Source organism: Staphylococcus sp. MSU001 (assembly GCF_052976705.1).
In genome coordinates, this window is record NZ_JBRIKK010000020.1 from 1 (window position 1) to 24,281 (window position 24,281).

20 protein-coding genes are annotated in these 24,281 nt (G+C 30.8%); 6 read left to right on the plus strand and 14 right to left on the minus strand.

Going from position 1 to position 24,281, the window contains the following annotated elements; all coding sequences use genetic code 11:
- Positions 1-42: 42 nt before the first annotated feature.
- The 3 genes from ACVBFA_RS09600 to ACVBFA_RS09610 form a co-directional block, all read right to left on the minus strand.
- The gene (locus ACVBFA_RS09600) at positions 43-1,254 is read right to left on the minus strand and encodes a multidrug effflux MFS transporter (protein WP_126122549.1); all 1,212 of its coding nucleotides are present in this window, start codon (positions 1,252-1,254) and stop codon (positions 43-45) included.
- 56 nt (positions 1,255-1,310) lie between these two features.
- Complete coding sequence (locus ACVBFA_RS09605) at positions 1,311-2,699, minus strand: zinc ribbon domain-containing protein (protein WP_126122548.1); 1,389 nt, start codon at positions 2,697-2,699, stop codon at positions 1,311-1,313.
- Between the two features lie 279 nt (positions 2,700-2,978).
- The gene (locus tag ACVBFA_RS09610; RefSeq protein WP_002447227.1) at positions 2,979-3,434 is read right to left on the minus strand and encodes a MarR family winged helix-turn-helix transcriptional regulator; all 456 of its coding nucleotides are present in this window, start codon (positions 3,432-3,434) and stop codon (positions 2,979-2,981) included.
- Positions 3,435-3,621: 187 nt separating this feature from the next.
- On the opposite strand from ACVBFA_RS09610, the gene ACVBFA_RS09615 reads away from it, so the two are divergent.
- The gene (locus tag ACVBFA_RS09615) at positions 3,622-4,578 is read left to right on the plus strand and encodes a YdcF family protein (protein ID WP_126122547.1); all 957 of its coding nucleotides are present in this window, start codon (positions 3,622-3,624) and stop codon (positions 4,576-4,578) included.
- Between the two features lie 222 nt (positions 4,579-4,800).
- On the opposite strand, the gene ACVBFA_RS09620 is transcribed toward ACVBFA_RS09615, so the two are convergent.
- Together ACVBFA_RS09620 and ACVBFA_RS09625 are read right to left on the minus strand one after the other, a co-directional pair.
- A complete protein-coding gene (locus tag ACVBFA_RS09620; protein WP_020363042.1) occupies positions 4,801-5,469 on the minus strand; it encodes an ABC transporter ATP-binding protein in 669 nt (222 codons plus the stop codon).
- A complete protein-coding gene (locus ACVBFA_RS09625) occupies positions 5,469-6,521 on the minus strand; it encodes an ABC transporter permease (RefSeq protein WP_126122546.1) in 1,053 nt (350 codons plus the stop codon). Before ACVBFA_RS09625 ends, ACVBFA_RS09620 begins: the two co-directional genes overlap by 1 nt.
- 130 nt (positions 6,522-6,651) lie before the next feature.
- On the opposite strand from ACVBFA_RS09625, the gene ACVBFA_RS09630 reads away from it, so the two are divergent.
- A complete protein-coding gene (locus ACVBFA_RS09630) occupies positions 6,652-7,326 on the plus strand; it encodes a response regulator transcription factor (protein ID WP_002487034.1) in 675 nt (224 codons plus the stop codon).
- The gene (locus ACVBFA_RS09635) at positions 7,319-8,674 is read left to right on the plus strand and encodes a HAMP domain-containing sensor histidine kinase (protein WP_126122545.1); all 1,356 of its coding nucleotides are present in this window, start codon (positions 7,319-7,321) and stop codon (positions 8,672-8,674) included. Before ACVBFA_RS09630 ends, ACVBFA_RS09635 begins: the two co-directional genes overlap by 8 nt.
- Positions 8,675-8,818: 144 nt before the next feature.
- Here the strand turns inward: ACVBFA_RS09635 and mqo are convergent, their stop codons facing one another.
- The gene (gene mqo / locus ACVBFA_RS09640; protein ID WP_002490669.1) at positions 8,819-10,297 is read right to left on the minus strand and encodes a malate dehydrogenase (quinone); all 1,479 of its coding nucleotides are present in this window, start codon (positions 10,295-10,297) and stop codon (positions 8,819-8,821) included.
- Between the two features lie 331 nt (positions 10,298-10,628).
- Between mqo and ACVBFA_RS09645 the strand changes: the two genes are divergently transcribed.
- Positions 10,629-11,774: a glycosyltransferase family 4 protein gene (locus tag ACVBFA_RS09645; RefSeq protein ID WP_002487022.1), complete on the plus strand. Its 1,146-nt coding sequence runs from the start codon at positions 10,629-10,631 to the stop codon at positions 11,772-11,774.
- Between the two features lie 203 nt (positions 11,775-11,977).
- Here ACVBFA_RS09645 and ACVBFA_RS09650 read toward each other — a convergent pair whose 3' ends face one another.
- Positions 11,978-13,579, minus strand: a complete 1,602-nt coding sequence (locus tag ACVBFA_RS09650) for an L-lactate permease (RefSeq protein WP_126122543.1) — start codon at positions 13,577-13,579, stop codon at positions 11,978-11,980.
- Positions 13,580-13,928: 349 nt separating this feature from the next.
- Here ACVBFA_RS09650 and ACVBFA_RS09655 point away from each other — a divergent pair, with 349 nt between their 5' ends.
- Positions 13,929-15,608: a CDP-glycerol glycerophosphotransferase family protein gene (locus ACVBFA_RS09655; RefSeq protein ID WP_002487027.1), complete on the plus strand. Its 1,680-nt coding sequence runs from the start codon at positions 13,929-13,931 to the stop codon at positions 15,606-15,608.
- A gap of 131 nt (positions 15,609-15,739) precedes the next feature.
- Here the strand turns inward: ACVBFA_RS09655 and ACVBFA_RS09660 are convergent, their stop codons facing one another.
- From ACVBFA_RS09660 to ACVBFA_RS09670, 3 genes are all read right to left on the minus strand, one after another.
- On the minus strand, positions 15,740-16,387 hold the full coding sequence (locus ACVBFA_RS09660; protein WP_002487039.1) for a hypothetical protein: 648 nt from the start codon (positions 16,385-16,387) through the stop codon (positions 15,740-15,742).
- A gap of 128 nt (positions 16,388-16,515) precedes the next feature.
- Positions 16,516-18,681, minus strand: coding sequence for a bifunctional glycosyltransferase/CDP-glycerol:glycerophosphate glycerophosphotransferase (locus tag ACVBFA_RS09665; protein WP_002487030.1), 2,166 nt, complete (start codon positions 18,679-18,681; stop codon positions 16,516-16,518).
- A gap of 280 nt (positions 18,682-18,961) precedes the next feature.
- Complete coding sequence (locus tag ACVBFA_RS09670; RefSeq protein WP_002487035.1) at positions 18,962-19,492, minus strand: GNAT family N-acetyltransferase; 531 nt, start codon at positions 19,490-19,492, stop codon at positions 18,962-18,964.
- Positions 19,493-19,733: 241 nt separating this feature from the next.
- Here ACVBFA_RS09670 and ACVBFA_RS09675 point away from each other — a divergent pair, with 241 nt between their 5' ends.
- Positions 19,734-20,726 (plus strand): NADPH:quinone oxidoreductase family protein, encoded by a 993-nt coding sequence (locus ACVBFA_RS09675; protein ID WP_046044464.1) that lies wholly within the window; start codon positions 19,734-19,736, stop codon positions 20,724-20,726.
- A gap of 70 nt (positions 20,727-20,796) precedes the next feature.
- On the opposite strand, the gene ACVBFA_RS09680 is transcribed toward ACVBFA_RS09675, so the two are convergent.
- The 4 genes from ACVBFA_RS09680 to ACVBFA_RS09695 all read right to left on the minus strand — a co-directional run bounded on the left by ACVBFA_RS09680 (position 20,797) and on the right by ACVBFA_RS09695 (position 23,749).
- On the minus strand, positions 20,797-21,198 hold the full coding sequence (locus tag ACVBFA_RS09680) for a GNAT family N-acetyltransferase (protein WP_002457295.1): 402 nt from the start codon (positions 21,196-21,198) through the stop codon (positions 20,797-20,799).
- Between the two features lie 68 nt (positions 21,199-21,266).
- Entirely contained in the window at positions 21,267-21,683 is a 417-nt protein-coding gene (locus tag ACVBFA_RS09685; protein ID WP_002457296.1) for a DUF2871 domain-containing protein, read from the minus strand.
- Between the two features lie 222 nt (positions 21,684-21,905).
- Positions 21,906-22,493: a YcnI family protein gene (locus ACVBFA_RS09690; protein WP_002487038.1), complete on the minus strand. Its 588-nt coding sequence runs from the start codon at positions 22,491-22,493 to the stop codon at positions 21,906-21,908.
- A gap of 11 nt (positions 22,494-22,504) precedes the next feature.
- On the minus strand, positions 22,505-23,749 hold the full coding sequence (locus ACVBFA_RS09695) for a copper resistance CopC/CopD family protein (protein WP_002487033.1): 1,245 nt from the start codon (positions 23,747-23,749) through the stop codon (positions 22,505-22,507).
- Between the last annotated feature and the right edge of the window lie 532 nt (positions 23,750-24,281).

A 24,281-nucleotide genomic window follows, 5' to 3' on the forward strand; every position in this document is an offset into this window, starting at 1 on the left:
CGATAAAAAAGCTAAAACTCATTGAAAAATCACTCAATTTTATCAATGAATTTTAGCTTTTTTAAATATCTTCACATTAATCAACTGTAAAATCATAAGAATTATTGCTGTAATAACGATAACGATTATATAAGGTATCGCATTACTCTCTCCCTTAATACCAACAAGTGGAGAGATGATGCCACCAAGTAAAGTTTGGAACAATCCCAACAAACTTGAAGAACTACCTTTGGCCCCTTTACTCTCATCCATTGCTATCGAAAATCCTAACGTTGCAATCCCTGTAACTGGTGCCACTAAAACCACAAAGCCACAAGAAAGTATCCAAAAAGTCCAATGGTTGAGTAACGTTAGTGATACGATTATAACACCAATAACTTGTATAGTAGACATGATTCTTAGCAACAGTAATCTATCTATATAGTCAACAAGTTTTCCGGTTAATTGGCTTGAAATAATGAGTGTAACGCCTATAAAAGCAAACATAATACTGAAGTTTAATGGCGTTAAACCATAAATTGTTTGAACTATAAAAGGGGATGCAGAAATATAAGTAAATAGCAATACAAATGACACCCCTTGTATCAACATGGGTAATACAAAGCGGGGGGTTTTAAAAAGTTCTTTGAAATTGATTAGCATTGTACCTATGTTACTATTTACTCTTAGGCTCTTTTCAAGCGACTCAGGAACTTTAAATAAAGTTCCTATTAACATGACAATCCCAAACATTGTTAGTATTACAAATACAATTCGCCATGGCCCATAATTTAAAATGATACCGCCAAGCGCAGGTGCGATAATTGGTGCAATACCATTGACGAGCATTAATAATGATAAAAATTTAGTTAGCGCATTACCAGAGTACATATCACTAGCAATAGCTCTTGAGATGACTGCACCTGCACCACCAGTTAATCCTTGAATAAATCGTAAAATAATCATAATCCATATATTTGTGACGAATATAATACCTAAACTCGCAATAGTAAAAATAATCAGTGAGAAAATTAATGGTTTTTTTCTACCAGTAATATCAGATATGGGTCCAGCCAAAAAATTTCCTAACGCTAATCCAATCATAAAAAAGGAGATAGTGAGCTGAGTTGTAGATGCAGAAATATCAAAATCATGACTAATATTAGGTAGTCCAGGTAAAAACATATCAATAGCCAATGGGCCAAATGCTGTTAATGAACCTAATATAACAATAAAAAGTAATGATTGATTTTCTAACTGATACACCCTTTTCAAGCTTCCTCCCCCTTTAACAAAAATATTTTGAATGTTTGATAAAATCCATTTTGTTTTTATAATTCTTTAACCAACTGCATATTACTATCATCATTATCTATTTCTAATTCATAATCTTTATTTATATAATTCCCTATATGATCAATATGTTGAATAGTTGTTCTTACAGTATGTCCGCTTCGATGAACACTTAACACTTGTGGAGATATCATAGTGACGTTCGTTCGATTTTGGAAATTACTTTTCATTGATGTGTATATAGACGAATTCTTTTTAAAATAACTCGATATAAAGTTAAAATCATTCATATTAAATGCTGAATTCATAGCCGTTGCATAACCAGTAAAAAATTCAGTTAATTTATTTTTCAAACTATTTTCTTCTTTTTCTTTCTTTTCAACATAGCTATTTATTTTATCACTATCAAATTCCAATGTAACTTTCGTATTATCTTTCAAATCGTCTGCACTAATTGTTTTCGTCTCAGAACTAAACGTCTTACCTTTTGCCTTACCAGTTGCAGAAATCGTTATATCTTTTGTTTTTGGATAAGGACCAAATTCTTTAGAATGAGAATAAGTGAATGTACGGTCATTGATTTGAACTTTTTCTGATTTATCACTTAATTTACTCGCACCCTTAAATTTGATATTGATAAATGATTGATCATAATCTTCAGCTACATCTACGGTTTCAGAATGACTTTCTCTAAAGTCAAAATTTAAATGCCCATTGAATGTACCGTTTTCTGTAATTTTCTTAGATGGTAAATGATATGTACCAGGAATAAATTCACCCAAAGGTGTATTTTTATTTGCTTCAGCAATGACAGTTTTCTTTTTTCCACTTGTTTTAAATTCATATTTAGTTTCTACTTTAGGTTTAATAATTGGCTTTTTTGTCGGAGCTGTGAAACTCATATTATCAAAAATTAAATACTTTGTACCATTTTTACTTATTTTAAGTACATCTTGTCCACTTTTCGTTTGTATATAAGATGCCACGCTTGAATTACTTTTATTCAATTTATCTACAGTATTATTGATATCTCGAATATACTTCTTAATACCTACTTCTTTTTTTACATAATTAATATATTGTTGCGCTTCAACATCGTCTACTTTTTTATTTTTAGTACTCAATAATGTAGCAACTTTTTGTGCATCATTATTATCTACAGCATTAACTAATATCTTAGCTTGTGCATTAGGAGAATTATAATTTCTTAAAAGGAAAAATAACACGATAATAAGTATTAAGATAAATACACTAATACCTATCGGAACAATTTTACGAAGACGTATATTGGTAGAATTCTCATTACTCGATTGAGATGATTGGTCTTTAATCTTTCTTTTTTTCTTCTTAGTTAATAGTTGCCCACAGTTTGGACATTGCGATGTATCATCTTTCACTTGATGACCACAATTTGGGCATTGACTCATTTTATCACCTCTACTCATCTCACTACATTATGATTATATTTACATGTCATAAACACATTACCTACTCGATATATTTTACATTTAGCAATGATAAAATACAATTTCCATTACATGTAGTTTTCATTGTAATTCCATTAAAAGAAAGTTACAGACTTATCTAAATTATATAAATAAACGCTAGTCAAAAACATACAGATTTAGTCTCATTTTCTTATTTCCCCACTCATATTATTATATTCCTATTCGTCTCTAACTGTATAGGCTCTTTCACTGATTCTATCAAAGTTTAGAAGTATAAGATTGTATACGATAGTCGATAATTTCTAAAACCTGTCTAACTTTTTCAATTTCCTTACTGTCAAAGTCACTCGTCATATCACTAGCAATATGGCTCATAATCGCTTTTCTCTCTTTAATATATTTCTTTCCTTTATTAGATAATTTAATTATTTTAAGACGTTGGTCAGTATTGGAATGTGGTTTTTCTAATTTAACTAATTCAGCATTAAGCAATTTTTTGACTCTTCGACTAACAGCAGCTTTATTAACACCTTGTTTTTCTGTAATTTGCCCCACAGTTAACGCCTCTATACTTAGCATATTTAACACATGAGATTGCTCAGCTGATATGCCATACTCAGTTTGCAAGTCTTTAAGTAACTTTGCTGTTAATGTATTAACATCATTAATAAATTTTTCTAAAAATGAGATGTGATCTTCTATTCTTCTTACCATTTTTATCCCCTAATTAATCTAAACGATTTATATAAAAAAATTATGTTTAATCCTTTTAAATCATAGCAATAATACCTTAAAATTTAAACCATAAATATGTATTAAAATTGCCATATTCATAAACATTGCTAATTATAATTTCATAAGCTAAATTTATAAGTAATATAACTACTGAGGTATCAAAACAATGTTACTTTTTTTATGTTTTCTAATCGAATTATTACTTATTCTTTCATTATATATGAAACAATCGTTTACTCTTAATTTATTTAGTTTTATCTTATATACCATCATTGGTTTTGTTATGATGACTTATCATGTGGTAACTGTATCAATACCATATGAAATGTTTATCATTGTAATTGTAGCAATGATACTGTTATTGATTAAATATCGTTATATTTTCAAGTTGCAAACAGGTCGTTTTTTTATTTTAAAACTTAGTCACCATTTTTATACTATGGGGCTATTTGCTGTGAGTTGTTTATATATAAGTACTATTCCCCTAATTATCATTAATAGCTTAGCTTTATGGGTCGCAACCATTGCATTTAGTACAATTTACTCGTTTATCGGCTACCTATCTTGGTCTACAGCTTTTGAAAATCATCAATATCATAAACACGTAAAGTTAATTATGGTGCTTGGAGCTGGAATTTTCTCTGAAGAAGTGACTACACTTCTTGCTGCAAGACTTGATAAAGCTTTATCCGTTTATCATTCACAACGAACTAAACCTATCATCATTGTAAGTGGTGGCCAAGGTCCTGACGAACCAATTTCAGAAGCACTTGCGATGAAAAGATACCTTATAGCTCACAACGTTCCGGAAAATTATATATTTATGGAGAATCAATCCACGAATACACGAACCAATTTCTTATACTCTAAATCTATCATTCATTCGATGATGCCTACTTCAAGTCAGATGTTGTGTGTAACAAGTCAATTTCATGTTTTAAGAGCGCTTAAATTTGCTAAAAAAGCTCATCTTTCTTTCGATGGCATTGGAAGTCGTACACCATACCACTTTTTGGCACAATCTATGATTATAGACTTTTTGGGTTTAATGTATCAATATAAAACAATACTTACTATTTATTTCGCTATGTTGTTTTGGCTTGCAATACTACAAACCATATAAACCCCTCTTAGCAAAATTGAATATATTTAAAGAAGCTTGAGACACAAACATGTCACAAGCTTCTTTAATTTATAGTATGTTATACAACAATTCCACAGACAAAGCAAGTTGGGGTTCGGGGCCCCAACACAGAGAATTTCAGTACGAAATTCCACAGACAAAGCAAGTTGGGGTTCTAGAGTGAAGTATTATTTATTCTATCTATTCTATCCTACTTCCCTTTTAACTATTTTTTATTTTACCATCGTACAATTCTATAATACGATCAGCGTATTTGAACAAGCTTTCATCATGAGTAATCATGATACCTATCATTTGGTTATCTTTTATTTGTTTTCTGATCATTTCAACAACCTCTTGAGCACGACTAGCATCAAGACTTGCTGTTGGTTCATCTGCTAAAACAATTTTCGGATGATTCATAAGTGCTCTCATAATCGCTACACGTTGTTGTTGTCCACCTGAAAGCATATGTGGGTAGCTATTAAGTTGCTCTTCTAATCCAATTTTTGTTAATAATGCTTTAGCTCTTGCTTGGGCTTCTTTTCTAGACATTCCAGCTTCTTTACCTACTAAGGTAAGTTGGTCTAAAACTTTTAAGTATGGAACTAAATGAGAGGCTTGAAAGATAAAACCAATATCATTTAGTCTTAAGTGCGCTTTATTAGTATGTCGTTCAAATAAGGATTTCCCCTCGTATACTACATCACCTGATGTTTGAGATAACAGACCACCTAAAATAGTCAATAACGTCGTTTTTCCTGAACCTGAAGCACCATTTAAAATGATGAATTCTCCATCTTTCACTTCAAAATTAATGTCTTTTAACACTTCTGTTTTTGAGCTTTTTTCACCAAATGTTTTACTTATGTCTTTGACAACTAGACTCATTATTGGCCACCTCCAATAGCTTCAATAGGATCAATTTTAATTAACTTAATAAATGATAATGATGTACCTATTAATCCAACTATCATAAATATAACAAGTACAATGATAATATTGTGCATGTCAATATGGAATGGCATTGAAACTGGCAATATTTTACTGATTAGCAAAATGACTACTTCTGCTATTGCTACACCTATAAACGTAATCATAGAAATTTGAATAATTAATGAAGCTAATAAGTGTTTTGTAGTAATACCAATTGCTTTTAAAATACCTATTTCAGATGTTTTTTGTATTGTCATTACATAAAAGAATGCGCTTAACACAATTGCCGTAATAACGTATAAACTGATAATCATCATATTCAATGGTGTTTGCTCTGCTTTATAACTTGCGATATTACTTGTTATATCGTCTGTAGTAGCTGTTTGAACGCCTTTGATGTGATTTATTTTATTTTTATCCGATTTAGATAATTGGTTCGTAACATAAAATGTTGTGACATTACCACTTTGTTCTATTTTGGATTGGTCCATCATAACAATGTTACTATGAGAATACATCGTGTTTTTTAATATACCTACAACTTTATAAGTTGTATCGTCACCTTTGACTTTAACTTTATCGTCTAAATAAAGACCTTCTGCAGTTAGTTTTTCATTTATTGCTATCTGATTTCCATTTTTAGGATAATGACCAGATTTCAAATTTGGCTGATGATTTTTCACGCTATTTATAGCCATCACGTTTTCTTCGTTTCCATTGATTTTGAAAGTTTTACCTGCCATTTTAAAAGGTTTTTCATCAATAATTTTTGAAATATCGTCTTGTTTACTTCGTGATAGAATAGATTTTTCTAATTGTGGTTCTTTCATTTTTTGAACAACAAATTGATTACCTTTAATTTGATCAAATATTGATATATTTTCTCGTGCTAGGCCTTGAGCAAGTCCACTGATAAATAAAACCATAATCGCCATTAGAAAAATAATGAACATGATTAATATAAATCTGAACTTATAAAATTTAATCTCTTTCCAAGCTAGATTCATTGATATCCTCTCCCGTTTCTTTATATGTTAAGTTTAAGAGGAAAATATGAACTCAATATGAACAAGTATGATTTTGTTCATAATTTTTTTATCGTAGTATAATTATTAAAAAGTATAGGAGCGTAAACATATGATTAATTGCTTAATCGTAGACGATGATAAAAAGTTATTGCAATATGTTTCAAGTCATTTAGAAAGAGAAAGTATTCAAACACATACTTTCACAAGTGGAGAAGCATCACTAGATTTTCTTGAAAATAAAAATGTTGATATTGCGATAGTAGATATTATGATGAGTGGAATGGATGGTTTTGAGCTTTGTCAGACTTTGAAAGATGATTATCATATTCCTGTCATAATGTTGACAGCTAGAGATGCATTAAGTGATAAAGAACGTGCATTTCTAAGTGGGACTGACGATTATGTCACTAAACCTTTTGAGGTTAAAGAATTATTATTTAGAATTAAAGCTGTCTTAAGACGATATCAAATTAATGCTGATAACGAGTTACAACTTGGCAACTTAATATTAAATCAGTCATATATGGAAATTACTGTGGGTTCAAAAACAATGAATCTTCCAAACAAAGAATTTCAGTTGTTATTTTTATTAGCTTCTAATCCTAAACATATTTTCACTCGAGATGATATTATTGAAAAAATTTGGGGCTTCGATTATGAAGGAGATGATCGTACTGTTGATGTTCATATTAAAAGATTACGTCAACGTTTATCTAAATTGAAATCATCAGTAACTATTCAAACTGTAAGAGGTCAAGGATATAGGGTGGACCAAAATGTTTAAAACGTTATATTCGAGAATTGCTATATATGCAATTACAGTCATTTTGTTTAGTGCATTAATGAGTTTTCTTTTTACGAATATTTATTATCACTTTCATTTGAAAGCTTCTAATGATGCAAAAATTATGCGCACACTTAAAGAAGCTCGTGAATATGAAAGAACACAAAAACCTAAACCTCTAGATACGTATTTGAAACATTTAGGTCAAATGAATTATCAAATTATGACTGTCAACGAACATGGAACCAAACATTTTTATGGGGAAACTTTTCGTAAAAATACAATAAGTCAGTCTGCAATCAAAAAAGTGCTCAACGGTGAAGATTATCACGGTATTAAAAATAAACCTTATGCCTTTTTTGTAACAGGGTTCTTCGATAATAAAACGGATAATACAGTAGGTATTCAATTTAAAACAGATGATGGGGTATTAGCAGTTTTTATGCGTCCAGATATTGGGCAAACTTTTAGCGAATTTAGAATTTTCTTAGCTGTATTGATAACACTTTTACTTATTATTTCAATTTCACTAGTCATTGCATCAACATATTCTATTATTAAACCAGTGACCGCATTAAAAAATGCAACAACTCGAATTATGAAAGGTGATTTCAGTACGCCTATCAAACAAACACGTCATGATGAAATTGGAACGCTGCAATCACGTTTCAATACAATGCGTCAAAATTTAGGACAAGTAGATCAAATGAGACAACATTTTGTCCAAAATGTATCTCATGAAATTAAAACACCGCTTACACATTTACAACGATTGCTTACACAACTTGAATTGACGCAAAATGAAGAAGAGAAACAACTATATATCAATGAAATGTTTGAAATCACTAATCAAGTAAGTGAACTAACTAAGGAATTGCTACTTTTATCTGAATTAGATAATGCTTCCCACCTTACTTTTAACGATAATGTCCATTTAAATACTTTAATAAAGGATATTATTAGACATGAACAATTTCGAACTGATGAAAAAGATTTAGTTTTGTTTACTGAATTAGAAGATTTGTATTTCCGAGGAAATGAAAGACTATTACATCAAGCTTTCAATAACCTCATCATTAATGCAATGAAATATGCTCCTCAAAATAGCATGATTAATATCACTCTAACTAGTACAAATCACTTGATTATATTTAATATTGAAAATGATGGATCGATTGCAGAAGAAGATGCGAAACATATCTTCGATCGTTTTTATAAATTGAGTGACGAATCTAGTAGTAATGGTCTAGGTCTTGCCATTACCCAATCAATTATTCATCTTCATCATGGTAACATTACGCTCACTTCAGATGATAAAACACAATTTATTGTAAAACTATTTATTTAGTATGTATTCTTTAAACTATCAATTGGATTCATAACAAAATATGATGAATTTAAAACATTTCATTAATTAAACTATACGCCATATATAAAACCACCATTAAATGATAACTTATTTTTAATCATTTAATGGTGATTTTTTAAAATATTACTTTACATTCAAGTATTTTTTTACTTCTTCGTTTATTGAATGATACATATCTTCATGATCTGACAATTTTAAACCAAATGATGGGACCATTTCTTTAATTTTTGGTTCCCATGACTTAAACTCTGATTTGTAACAACGTTGCAAGACATCAAACATGATATCAACAGCAGTCGAAGCACCAGGTGAAGCTCCTAATAATGCTGCAAGTGAACCATCTTCTGATGTTATCACTTCCGTACCAAATTGTAATTGACCTTTAGACTTATCTGTATCTTTAATTACTTGAACACGTTGACCTGCAGTAATTACTTCCCAATCTTCATCTTTCGCTTCTGGTAAGAATACACGCAAATCATTGATCCGTTCTTCATTTGAAAGCATTAATTGAGAAACTAGATACTTCGTCAAATTAAATTCTTTTACGCCAGCACTTAACATTGTAATCATATTATTGGGTTTTACAGATTTAACTAGATCTAAATATGAACCGTTTTTCAAGAATTTCGGCGAAAACCCTGCAAAAGGTCCAAATAGTAATGATTTTTCACCGTTAACAAATCGTGTATCTAAATGTGGAACTGACATTGGAGGTGCACCTACCTCGGCTTTACCGTAGACTTTTGCATGATGTCTATGTATGACATCTGGATTTTTACATCGTAAGAATAAGCCACTTACCGGGAAACCACCAATGTGTTTAGATTCCTTAATCTTTGTTTTTTGTAATAAAGGTAAACTTGCACCACCAGCTCCGATAAAGACGAACTTAGATTCATAATTCATTACATTTGATGTATTTAAATCTTTAACCACAACTTGCCAGTTACCATTATTTAATTTTTTTATATCTAAAACTTCATGTTTATAATTAATGCCAACATTTTTTTGTTGTAAATTAGCTATTAACTTTTTAGTCAAAGCACCAAAGTTAACATCTGTACCTGTCTCGTCATACGTGATGGCAATTGCTTCATCTGATTTGCGTCCTTCCATCATTAAAGGAACCCATGAATTAATTTTTTCTGGATCTTGAGATATTTTCATTTTTTCAAATAATACATTTTTCTGCAAACTCGCCACTCGACTTTTTAAAAATTTAACATTTTCTTCCCCTTTGACAAAGCTCATATGTGGCACTGATTGAATAAATTTATCTGGACTTTCAATATGACCTTCACGTATTAAATATGCCCAAAACTGTTTAGACAATTGAAATTGCTCGTTGATGTGAATTGCTTTAGTAATATCTACTGAACCATCTTGACCTTCTTTCGTATAGTTCAATTCACACAGTGCTGAATGACCTGTTCCCGCATTATTCCAAACATTTGAACTTTCTTCTCCAGGTTGACTCAATCTTTCGAATAATTGGATATCTTTTTCTGGTGTTAATTCTTTTAGTAAAGTTCCTAATGTTGCGCTCATAATTCCGCCACCTATTAAGATGACATCTGTTTTGCTATGTTGAGTATTCATAACAAACACAGTCCCCCTTTTTTAATAAATAAATGGAACGATTGACACTCATAGATGTCGATGTCTTTAATAAAATTAAAGCGCTTTCTCTTTATTGCAAAAAAATCTAAGCGTCTTTTAAGGAAGTGCTCATTTCTTCCTTATCATAACCATTAATTAAACTAATTTAATTATATATATAAATTGTGTTACACAAAAGAATAAAAGTCAACATTATGAGAATAGCTTCATTACACAATTCAAATTACAATTGTTTACATGTTACCCCATATATACGAACTAATGTTATAATAACTTAAATATCATAGAAAACAATGAGGTGTTTAACGCAATGAAGTCGTTCACATTTTTTATGCATAATATTTATGCAATGGGCGGAACGGTAAAGTCGGTGACACAACTTGCAAATACACTGGCAGAAAAAGGACATCCTGTAACAATTATTTCAGTTTTTAGAGGCGAAGACTCTCCATATTTTGAATTACATTCCGCAATAAAAGTTAAAGTCTTAGTGGATTATCGCTTAAAGCTTAAAAATACTAGAGCTATTACGGCAAATCGTATCAAAAAATATACCCCCTTTTTAAATACAAAAGTGATTTCTCAATTTGAGCCAGGTAAAAGTCAGTTTTCGAGTTATGTAGAGAAAAAAATGATTAAAGCAATCAAGCATATTAAAACTGATGTACTCGTTGGAACAAGAGCTAGCTTTAATATTCTCATTTCTAAATATGCTAAAGCTGAAATAGTGACCATCGCAATGGAACATATGAATTTTGATGCTCACCCTGATCAGTATCAAAAGGAAATTATTGCTGCGTACCGTAATATCAATAAGATTACAACGTTAACAGTCGCAGATCAGCAAAAATATCAATCACAACTTAAAACTCCTGTATATGTTATACCTAATATGGTTACCGAAAAAAGAATTGCTGCTCCAAAGAAAAATCGTATTATTAGCGCCGGACGTTTAGAATATGAAAAAGGGTATGATTTATTATTAGAGAGTATTCGTTTAATACAAGAAGACTTGCGTCAATTGAATTATGACGTTCACATCTATGGTTCTGGTAGTAAGAAAACATCACTTGTTGACTTTATTAATCAATATCATTTAAATGATTTGATTAAAATATATGAGCCAACGCAAGAATTAAATAATAAACTTGCACAAAGTAAAATCGTTGTTGTACCTTCACGCAATGAAGGTTTCGGAATGATTATTTTAGAGGCAATGGTGCAAGATAATATAGTCATAAGTTTTGAAGGCAATGTAGGGCCAGATTCAATCATTAACAACGGAGATAATGGTTATTTAGTAAACTATGAAAATGTGTCTGAACTTGCAAAACGTATCGATTTAACAACACAACATTATAATGAGTTAGATCACATCGTTGAAAATAGTAAAGATACGTTGAAACAATTTAGTCCGGATCATATATATCAATTATTTATGTCTATGTTTAAATAAAAATAGGAGTGAGACTTAGTTCATTTAAAACGAACTGTCTCACTCCTATTTTTCAAATGAGAATTTATATAACAATTGCATCATTTTAAAAAATTACCTAAAATTCGACATCCAAAAGTAAGATATTGAAAGCTCGAAATGAATGGCTTTATAGCTTCATTTCGGGCTTTGTATATGAAAAATACATTTCAATAAATTTTGATTTACAGAATGAATGACAAGATAAATGTCCAGATACAGATAAATACAAGTAATCCAATACTATAACGTAATGTCATTTTAAGTAATTCAGATTCTTTACCTACTTCTTTAACAGCTGCTGTTGCAATGGCAATTGATTGTGGAGAAATAAGTTTCGCCGCAACCCCACCTGCTGTATTTGAAGCTACAAGTAGTGAACCACTTGTACCAATTTGTTGTGCTACAGAAGCTTGAATTGGCGCGAATAAAGAGTTGTTATTAACAACTGAACCAGTCATAAATACGCCGATCCAACCAAGGATTGGTGATAATATTGGGAATATGCTTCCTGCTTTTGAGATACCTTGTCCCATAGCATTACTTAAACCACCATATGTTGTGATTTTTGAAATTGCTAAGATGAAACAAATTGTTATGATTGGTAACCATAATTCTTTAAATGCTTCAACAAATAAACGACCAGCATCACCAAAGTTAACTTTTTTAGCCATTAAAACAGTAATAATAATTGTAATTAGGATTGCTGTACCTGTTTGACCAATTAAGTTTAATGATAAAGTAATTGGTTTGTGTGAAATATTACTGAATGTACCAGGTAAGTCAAAGTTTGCAACTAAAGCGGATAATTTACCGTTTGGTGCAAATAATGCTTTAAATGAAGGTGCACTCCAAATCATAACAATAACAGTTAAGATAATGAATGGACTCCAAGCAAATAAGACTTCTTTACCTTTAAGTTTTTTCGGTGCTTCTGGTTTAACATCTTTTTGAATTCTAAAGATATTCTTAGGTTGGAATTTCTTAGAGAATAAAGCTAATGCTAACATAGAAGCAAGTGATGGAATGATATCAGCTAATTCTGGACCATTAAACACTGTAAGTAATCCTTGTAAAACTGTATAAGTGACAGAAACAACAAGAATTGAAGGTAAAGTTTCTTTAATTCCTTTGAAACCATCTACGATAAAGATAAGTAAGAAAGGAATAAAGAAGTTAATAATTGCTAAAGTTAATGTTGATGTTTGTGAAACTCCCATCGCTTCTACATGACCAGGTAAGTTAAGTGTATCTACAACACCTACTGGAATACCAATTGCACCGAATGCACCAGATGCAGCGTTAGCTACTAAACATAACATAGCTGCTTGTAATGGTCTGAAGCCAAGTTGCGCTAATAATAGTGCACAAATTGCAATTGGAACACCAAATCCTGCAGCGCCTTCTAAGAATGCATTAAATGAAAAACCAATTAAAAGTAGCTGAATTCGTTGGTCTTGTGAAATACTTGTAATACTATCTTGAATAGTTGCGAATTGCCCCGATTTCAAAGTAATCTTATATAATAATACTGCCATAATAACAATATATCCGATTGGGAAGATACCTTGGAAGAAACCTTCAACAACTGCGCCAGAGGCAATTCCTACTGGTAATTTGAAGAAAGGAATTGCAATTAACAATGTAACCACAAGGGTTGTGATAGCAGCATAAATTCCTTTCATTTTAAATACTGTAAGACACAGTAAAAATAAAATGATAGGGATTGCCGCAATTAAAGATGATAATAATAAATTACCAAATGGATTAAAAGATTCTACTAACATATTGAACTCTCCTCATTAAATCTTTAGTCATGAAGACTAGGTAGACGCATACTGTCCCCTTATTAATATGTGATAAATACCTATTAAATCAGTACGATCCCCACAAGCATATCGTGACCATTTTCACAAGAAAAATATAACATTTTCTTATATAATTTACAATGGTGTGACATGAATGTAAAGGGGTGTTAACAATTAATAAACCTTAATATTTATAGTAGTTAAGCGCTTTAATTTCACAGGTTAAAAACATATATATTTATTTTTATGTTATGTTTACATGAATTATATTATGCGCCATGATAAAATAAAAGCTAACAAATATCGTTAAGAGATTGAAGGAAGATTTATGATAAAGCAAATAAATATTTCAAATATGGACAAATTAAAAGAGCAAATGGAACGTGCACTTAGCGACGGCTATACGCATGTCATCCCCTATTCAAATGAAATTCATATTCATCAGTCCATGATCAAAGCCATCACTTTACCTAAGACTTCATTTATAGTTGACTATACAATTAACAATTATTATTTAAACGATTGTAAATACTTCGGGCTGGACTTTGTTGATTTTGAGGACTGGGTTAAAAATATTAATTTATATCCAAATGTTATTTATGAAATTAATTCAACATTAGAACTTATTGATAAATTTGAAGTTGAAAATATCTTTGATTTAGCATTATTAACAATTCTTAAAGGGAATATCGCAGTTGAAGGTCATGTCGTATTAGACTTTAAAGGACCATTAAAAACGAGCAAGGGATTTTGGCGCTCATTTGATCGTAATGATTTAACTTATAGAGATAAATTCTTCTTAAACACCATCTCTTATGCACATAAACAAAGAATCCCATTTACGCGTGTTCCATTTAATGATCACGATAGTATTAGATATTATGATTCAGTACTACTTAGTACTAAATTTAAAGCTCCAAGATGGTTAGTAACTCCTATTAAGAATTATTCAGTTAGAAAACACAAAGAGATTAGCTATATTTATAAAAAGGATTCATCAAAACTTAAGAACCACGTCGTTTTTCTAGGATTTGATTTTGGGTATCGAGGAAACTCTAAGTATTTATTTAATTACTTTGTTAAACATAATCCTATGATAGAGTCTTACTTTATAACAGATGAGAGAACAGGACCACATTTTATTTCAACTAACGATGAAAATGTGAAGAATTTAATTGAAACAGCTACTTTTGTCATCACGGAAAGCTATATTCCTGACGATATTCACCCTAATGGTAAAATCATTCAATTATGGCATGGGACACCTATTAAAAAACTATTTTTAGATAGTAAAGAGCCACATCAAAATTTAAATATATATAACTACCGAGCTCGAAAATATAATAAATGGACACAACAAGATTATTTAGTTGTAGATTCAGAAGAATCAAAAACATACTTTGAATCAGCGTTTCCTAGTCAAAAAATTGATATATTACCTGTAGGATATCCTAGAAATAATTATTTATTAAATCGTATCAATGATGTAGGTTTACATAAACGTATATTTAGCGAGATAAATATAGATCCTACTAAACGAGTATTATTATATGCTCCAACATGGAAAACAAATTCATCTGATGATGATGTATTTCCTATTAATGAACAGTTATTAAAACATTATAATGTTATCTATAAAGGACACGTCGAGAGTCAAAATGACATGGTTCCTGAAGGCGTAATTATTCCGCCTAATAATATTGAAACACAAGACTTAATTATTATTTCAGATGTTGTTTTAACAGATTACTCATCAATTATTTTTGATGCGTTAACCGTAGATAAAAAAGGTTGCTTATATACACCCAATCACTCTCAATATGTCGAAGAACGCGGCGTCTATCAAGACGTAATAGACACCTTAAAACCTGTTTGGTATACCGATGCTGAACTATTAATGAATGATTTAATTACTGATAGCATTCCACAATTAAACAATAAATATACAAATAAAAATAATCAGTCATTTGAATATATTAGTAAACTTATTTCAAATCAATTGAAATAAGTGCTTCATCTTATTGATGATTTTCAATATAGAAGCGAGCAAAGTCATTATGCAATACAGAAATGATTTTGCTCGCTTTTTATTGTTATCTTACTGTGACTCATTCGTGTTGAAATTCACTATACTTACAGCTACGGTTGGAAGTTAGGATCTACAACAGTAGGTTGACCTTGTCGATTAAGCGTTACAATTGAGTAAGTATTACTTTTTGATGGATCTTTAAAGCTAAACACATATCTAAATCCATCTTCTGTTTGTTCTATTGAATAATCATTATATGATTTATTTTCGCTTCCATACATATTAGCTTCATTTTTGGCAATGGAAAGTGCAGTTTCAAAATTTGGTAATTGCTGTAAAGCTTGACTGCGGTCTCCCTCAAATGGAGAAAGATATCGAGCAACACGTGTCGCATTTTCACTTTGGTATGGTGCTACATATTTATTCTGATTATCTTGTACTGATTGCTGTTGTTTATTTTGATTATCCGATGAATTTCCGTTTGAATTTGTTGTTGGTCTTTCGCTTGTTCGTTGCTCTCCAACATTTGGATTTTGATTACTTGTTCGTTCTTTATTATTGTTATTTTCCTGATTGTCTTGCTTATTATTTGTATCATTACGTTTCGAATCTTTTTTTGAGTCATGTTGAGATGATGATTTATCCTTTTGTTCTGTTTTAGAACTATCATCTTTATGACTCGATTCATCATTTCCTCCATTGGAACAGCCTACTAGCATTAATGATAAAATCGTTGCACTTGCTAATACTTTTTTCATTTGAAACCGCCTCCTACTTTGTCTCTTTATCATGTTGAATTGAATTTCAATTAAAATATTAAAAAGGGCATAATATTAATTGCTCATTAATATTATACCCTATAATTATTAATTAAGTATGAAATTTATCATTGTTCCTTGATATCCTTATGAATTAAATCTCCAATATATTGAGACGCCTTACCATTATCTACAGAGCAAAATCTATCATAAAATGCATCTATTTTTTCTTGGTATTGCTGTTGCACTTTATCTAAATTCTTTAGTTCTTTAGCTAGGCCATATGGTTCTGTATAAATTGGTCCTGGTAAATCTTCCATATAATTCATATAGAATCCTCGTAATCCCTTATCATATTTGTCTATATCATATGCAAAGAAAAATTGAGGGCGTTTTAAAATACCATAATCAAACATTACTGATGAATAGTCTGTAATTAAACAATCACTTATTAAGAATAATTCAGAGACGTCATTATAGTTTGAAACATCAATTGCAAAGTTTTCATAACCAGATAAATCAAGTGCGTTAGATATGAGATAATGCATGCGTAATAAAATTACATAATCATCTCCGAGTTCTTTATAAAGGTTGTCTAAATCAATTTTTAATTCAAACAAATATTTTCCTTTACTCACAAATTCATCGTCTCTCCAAGTCGGAGCATACATAATAACCTTTTTATCACTAGGTAAATTTAAGTGAGTTCTAATTTCATTTAGATACTCTTGATCATTGGCTCTATTCACTAATACATCATTTCTAGGATAACCTATCTCTAATATTCTCTCTTCATCCATCCAAAAAGCACTTCTAAATATTTCAGTTGAATATCTATTTGGCGAAATTAAATAATCCCAACGTGATGTTTCACGATTAAAATTACGCTTATACTTTGGAGTCGTAGTGCCCGGCATACGAACTACTTTCATATCATTCGCTAACCGTTTTAATGGTGTACCGTGCCAAGTTTGAATGTACGTTTGATTTTCTTTTTTATTTAAATAAAGTGGTGTACGGGCATTTGATACCCAATGACTTGCTTCAGAGTAAGCTTGATAATACTCTGCTGAATTACGCTTAACCTTTTCAGCACTACCCGGTACGACATTTTTATCAGGATTCTTAAATGACCATATATAGCGATAATTAGGATAATACTTTTGCATATATTCATAAATATACTTTGGACTATCACTGTAATTCTTACCACCGAACGATTCAAAGACAATCGTTTTCGGTTTAACATTGTCTTCTTTATCTGTTAAATCATACAATGAACGTTCTTTATTTTTTCTTCTTAAAACAATATTTTTAACATGTCGCAACGTTTTTCTAAATTGATTAACTTTAAAAGCTTTATCAGTTTCATTATTCATTAACAAAATTGTTTCAATTTTATTTATTAGCTTTTGATTTTTAACTAAATGGACATGTAAAAATTTCGATATTTCAACAAGCGTATCCTTATGTGTTTGATAGCGTTCATTAATATCATATCGAGTTGGTTCAAATTCATTAGCAATTTTATTTCCCATTTTAGTGACAATAAATTCTCTAACTTTTGGATTTGTTGCTCGTTTAATGGCATCATAAAAGCTGTTGACGTAATCTTTAAATAAAACATCAAAATTTTGTTCACTTAAAGTAAGTGTTTCAAATGGATCATAGACTTCCCCACGGAAATAAAATGGAAAGTTAAAAATACGAACAAACTTGTTTACATACTTCATATACTCAATAACAAATGACCAATCCACATATGTATTTAAATTTTCATTAAATCGAATATGATGCGCCTTGACAATAGCTGTTCTAAAAATAATGTTACAAGCCGACTGTTTTCTTAAAAATGAATTAATATTCCCTTTGGCATTAAAATATTCAACCCTTACTCGATCTAAATCAACAAATTGCGGACGTTGTGTAGTAAAAGAATGTATTGGAGCAATTAAACCATCAGTATTATTAAACTTTTCTAAGTAAAATGTGATTGCATAAGAAGCTAATTCATCATCTGCATCTAAAAACATAAAGTAAGGTGTTTCCACTTCTTCTAATGCAATATTACGCGCATGTGCATGCCCACTATTTTCATCTAAATCGATAAATCGAATGTTTTTATCATAGTCTTTAATAGCTTCATCCATTAATTTTTTACTTTGGTCTGTCGACCCATCATTCACAATAATCAAGTTAAAATCTTGTGTACGTTGTTGCTTAATACTCTCTAAGCAACCTGTGATGTATTCCTCCGCATTATAATACGTGACAATAATTGTCAGTTTATTCATACTATACGTCCTTTCTCTCTATATTAAATCGACAACATCTTATAAAATTTTGGTTGTATGTTTAAATGTCACTATAATAACTATCATTACCTATTAAAAATATAAACCTTATCTGTATATATTGATTGCATTTTTAATTTAGATGACTTCACTTTTAATACAATTACATAGATATTGTACTAAAATTCAACGCTACAATTATATCTAATATTAATGCTAAATGCGAACAATATTAAACATAACCCTAGCTCATTTATATTTTGTGAATGAACTATAAACTTTATTTATAGTTTGTAGGAACATCCATTTCCATAATCAAATCATTATCTACTACACTTCCGGTATAAAACTGATGCGACCCTGTAACTCTAAATCCCCTATTTTTATAAAAACTAAGCGCTTTAGGATTATGCTCCCAAACACCAAGCCATATTTTCGATTTCCCAAATTTGATAGCTTGATCAATAGCTAAATTGATAAATAATTGTCCTCTACCACTCCCTTGAAATGCTTCATCAAAGTAAATGCGTTGTATTTCCAAATATGCTTGTCCTTTATTTTCAGTCTGAGCATCATTAATGTTCAATTTCAAGAAACCTACTATATTTTGATCAACTTCATAAAAATAATGAAAAGAATTACTTTGTTCCAATTCTTTTCTCAACATATCTATATCATATGCATCATTGAAAAATTGATTGAAGTCCTCATCACTATAAGATTCTCTAAACGTTGTAAAAAATGTTCTTTTAGCAATTAGCTGTAGCTGTTCTACCTCGGTTGTTTGAACACTTCTTATCCTTTCCCCCATTTAAATCCCCCCTCTAAATTCTCAAAAAATTAATTTAGTGAATTAGATGTGTTCATTGATATTTTTGCTATTAATAAGTTTTAAATTTTCAAATTAAATTATACAATGAAAGATGTAAAGTTTGTTAGAAAAGAAGTTTCCTTATATTAAAAATAAAAACAGGTTAATATCAAGGGAACCATGAAAGAATATCTTTAAAATTTAATATTGATTCAATTCATCATTAGAGGAGTGTAGAAATATGGTAGAAAAATTCAAAGCTTTTGTAGTCGATCAAGATGACAACGGTACTGTTTCAAATAGTTATAAAGAACTTACTAAAGATGACTTACCTGAGGGTGACGTTTTAATAAAAGTACATTATTCTGGCATAAATTATAAAGACGCACTAGCTACTCAGGACCATAACAAAATAGTAAAACAATATCCGATGGTGCCCGGTATAGATTTAGCAGGTACCATTGAAGAAACAAATGCTCCAGGCTTTGAAGTTGGAGATAAAGTCATCGTAACAAGTTATGATTTAGGTGTAAGTCATTATGGAGGGTTCAGTGAATATGCACGTGTTAAATCAGAATGGGTGATTGAATTACCTGAAGATTTAACATTGGAAGAAGCTATGATTTACGGTACTGCTGGCTATACAGCAGGTTTAGCTATAGAACAACTTGAAAAATCAGGTATGTCTATTGAAGGTAAAGAAGTGCTTGTACGAGGTGCCACTGGAGGCGTCGGTACGATTTCATTACTCATGTTAAATAACTTAGGGTATGATGTTATTGCAAGTACAGGTAGAGATGACGCTGAAGAAAAACTTAAAAAGCTAGGTGCTAAAGAAGTAATTAGCCGTTTACCAGAAGATAATAGTAAACCATTAGAAAAGAGAACATGGCAAGCAGCCATTGATCCAGTAGGTGGTGAAAACTTACCGTACATCGTCAAACGATTGGATAACAATGGAAGTGTTGCATTAATTGGCATGACTGGTGGTAACAATTTTGAAACAACCGTCTTTCCTTTCATTTTAAGAGGAGTAAGTATAATTGGTATTGATTCAGTATTTACTCCAATTAAACTAAGAAAACGTGTTTGGAGAAGACTTGCAAAAGACTTAAAACCACAACAATTACATGACATCAAACATGTTATTTCATTCGATGAAATCCCAAAAGCTATCGATCAAGTCATCAATCATCATAATACTGGACGTATTGTCATTGATTTCAATGTTTAAATAACTAAAAAACGTCATAAGATGCAAAAGCAAATGCATTTTATGACGTTTTTTCTTTAATATTTAATATTTAATATTTGATATACATACCTTTTGAATAGGGCTCAGTACTTTTAAATCCAAACTTCTCGTATAATTGATCTGCCGGATAATCTGCTATCAAGCTCACATATGTACCTTCTTCAGCAACACTCTCAATATACTTCATTATTTCATGCATAATTGTCATTCCATGACCCAACCCTTGATATGTATCTTTCACAGCAATATCGACGATTTGGAAAACTGTGCCACCGTCTCCAATCACTCGCCCCATTCCAATCAACATATCATTCTCATAAAGGGTCACATTAAAACATGCATGAGGAAGCCCCTTTATTGCCGCTTCAATCGATTTACTACTCATTCCAGCATTAGCTCTTAAATTACAGTAATCCTCGGGACTGGGTGCTTCAAAGTGAATCTTAGTCATTATCTATCACCTATCTGGTTATTTAAAATCTAAATCCACTCTACCAAACATTTTTTAGTATTTCGACTTTATTTTTTAGGTTCTGTAAGAATAGCCTGTCTTAATAGGAAAAACAGTAACAGTAAACCAGCAAGCATACCTGTATGACCTATGCCTGCAAATCCCGCAAACATTTCAGGTGAAAATTTTTTACCAATAACTTGGAATGTACCTTTAACTGTCATCATTGAAATCGTGATTAACACACCTAAATGATAAACGAAAAAGAACCAATTAAATAAGTAGTAACTACTTAATTTAAATACTTTTTCAAGTGGTAATAAGAGTAAAAACATAAACATGCCTAAGATAAGTGTATGTGTATGCACTAAAGACAATTGCGTGTCACCCACAAAGTCATGCGCTTTAGTTAATTCTCTGTAGTAAAAGCCACTTAATAAGCCTATGATCATATAAAATAAAAAAGAGTATAATAATCTACGCATAAAGAATCCTCCTTAAGATTATATTATAAAACATATTTGTGTTAGTTAAAGTGACAAAATAGCGACCATAGAATAAACGCAATCAAGTGAGAAAGATATTTGAATTAAATAACTCACATCCTAATCAATCTTGATAAATGATGAATGCAATTTTTAAAATATAGATCTAAGTGGATTGCTTTAAATTAGAAAAATGTATATATATTTCTAACCCGTTAATGATTACTTTTTAGAACGCGCTTGTTTAAAAAGTGCAATCAACGAAATCACAATTGCCACGATAGCAACTATCCATAAAGCGATAGAATCACCTTGACTTGAGTCAGAATGCGTGTCATTTGGATTTGCTCCTTTTTTTACAGTTGTAGTTGGTGCTGGGTGTTCGCTATCTTCTTTACCAGTCCATCTAACTACATCTCCATTATCATAAGTTTGAATAGCATTCCATTTGAACTTTCCTTCTTCTTTAGGATTTGCCACTACAATAGGGAACTCAATAAATTCGTGTGGACCAATACCTTTACCAGTAGCTGTCCAAGTAACTTTGGTAATATTTCCCTTTTTATCTTTCGAAAAATGATGTTCAAAACCTTGGACAGGTTTAACACTCTCAACGTTTAATCCCTTCGGCACATCTAATTCTACTTTCACTGTATGATCATTTTGCTCAACTGGTACGCGTACATCGTACTTATCATACGACTCAGGTTCGCTTTCGTTTGGATTCAGTGTGACATGTGCATCTGCAAACTTAAAAAATCCTAAACCAAAAAACACTATTAAAGTCAGTGGTAGTAACTTGCGTAACATCGTTTTCCTCCTTAACTAGGTATATTCATTTGACTCATCATAATACCTGCAAAAATTAAAATAATACCGATTAACAACTCAAATATAAGTGCATAACGATTGACCTGTTGGCGCTGTTTCAAAGCTCGCATCGTCTGATACAAACCTAGCAGCATCATTGTCATTGTTCCCACAATTTTTATAATAAGATATATGGACCACGCTTTGATGTTATTCCAAAGTGTTAAAATATTCGTTTCATCAATAGCCATTAAAATCCCTGTAAAAACGAGCATAATCACAGCAATGATATTAACTTTTAAAAGCATGCGTCTTACATTCGTCAACTGATCAGTTTTCACTTTAATAGCATAACAAATGAGATATACGAGTGAACCTAACCATAACGTTAGCCCTATAAGATGAATTGTTCTTATGATGATTGACCATAATGGCACTTGTTGTGACCACACGTGTCCAGACATACTTATCACAGCAATCATAATTATTGAAATGAGCCAGTACCATATTTTTTCCATATCCTTTAATATGAAAAGTATAAACAAAATAATTAGTGAAATAGAGCTTAATATATATGGAAATTGCATTATCACTTCTAATTTAAATGATAAAATATCTTCTAATATATCAGATGTGAGTGTCATCATGTAAACAACGAGACTCACGAGTACTGACATAGCCATAATCCATGCAATTTCTGATTGCTTTGGTAACACATTAAATTGTCTTAATCCTCGTTTCTTAGCAATACCATTTAACCAAAACAAGCCAATAAGTAGAAAGGTTGCACCTTCTGTAACATATCTTAATAATCCAAACCAAAATTTAGACTGTTCATAAAAAGGAGAAGATGTATCTACATCTTTAGCCGTCACTTTTCCAACTGAAAATTCAAACGTATCTCCAACTTCATGTCCATCCGCAGATACCGTATGCCATTCAATTGTATTCGTCCCATTAACAATTTGATCAGATGAAAATACGACTGTCTGTGACCATCCAGTTGTGATTGGTTTAAGGTCTTTAATCTTTTTACCTTTATCATCAAATAAGGTCACACTTGAGTATTTGGTATTCACAGGTTCATTAAACTCTAACTTGATTACTTCTGGTTTGTGTTTAATAATCCCTTGCTGTTGTGGTGTTGATTTTTCTAAAGTCGCATGTGCAGAAGCTTGATATTGAAAAATAGGCGATAAAGTTATTAAAAACATAATAACTAACGTAGCACTAAATTTAGACATTATTTTTAACACCGAACCCTCCTCCTTTCATACAAAAATTTTGCTCCGTTTTTCATATTAGACATAATCAGTCATTTTAACAATAACTATTCTAATTTATTCGAATTAGACACAAATATAAAAATAGAAATTTTATCTAGTAAACTAAATACAAGTATAGATAAATCATAGAGTTAATAAATCAATTAAGTATGTAGCAAAATGGCAATTTGTAATATAAAATAAAGTTTACTCATTTTAGAATCACCTTACTAAGTGATTAACAAAAATTCGAAGATTGAATAAGTTGTATAAAGTTTATTATAATTAACCATACTATTAAATCTTAAGTAATCTGCATATGGCTTAAAGATAAATTATATATTTAATGATTAATGTACAATCTAAAGTTATTAGTAGCTGGATTGATAATATAGCAAAATTCATCTGCTTTTTCTTATAACTAACTATACAATAGGAATGTGATTCAACTTTATATATCATATTTAGACCAAGAGAGTATGATATTTAAAAATTATGTCCGAAGTTTAAGAAGTTTGATGCC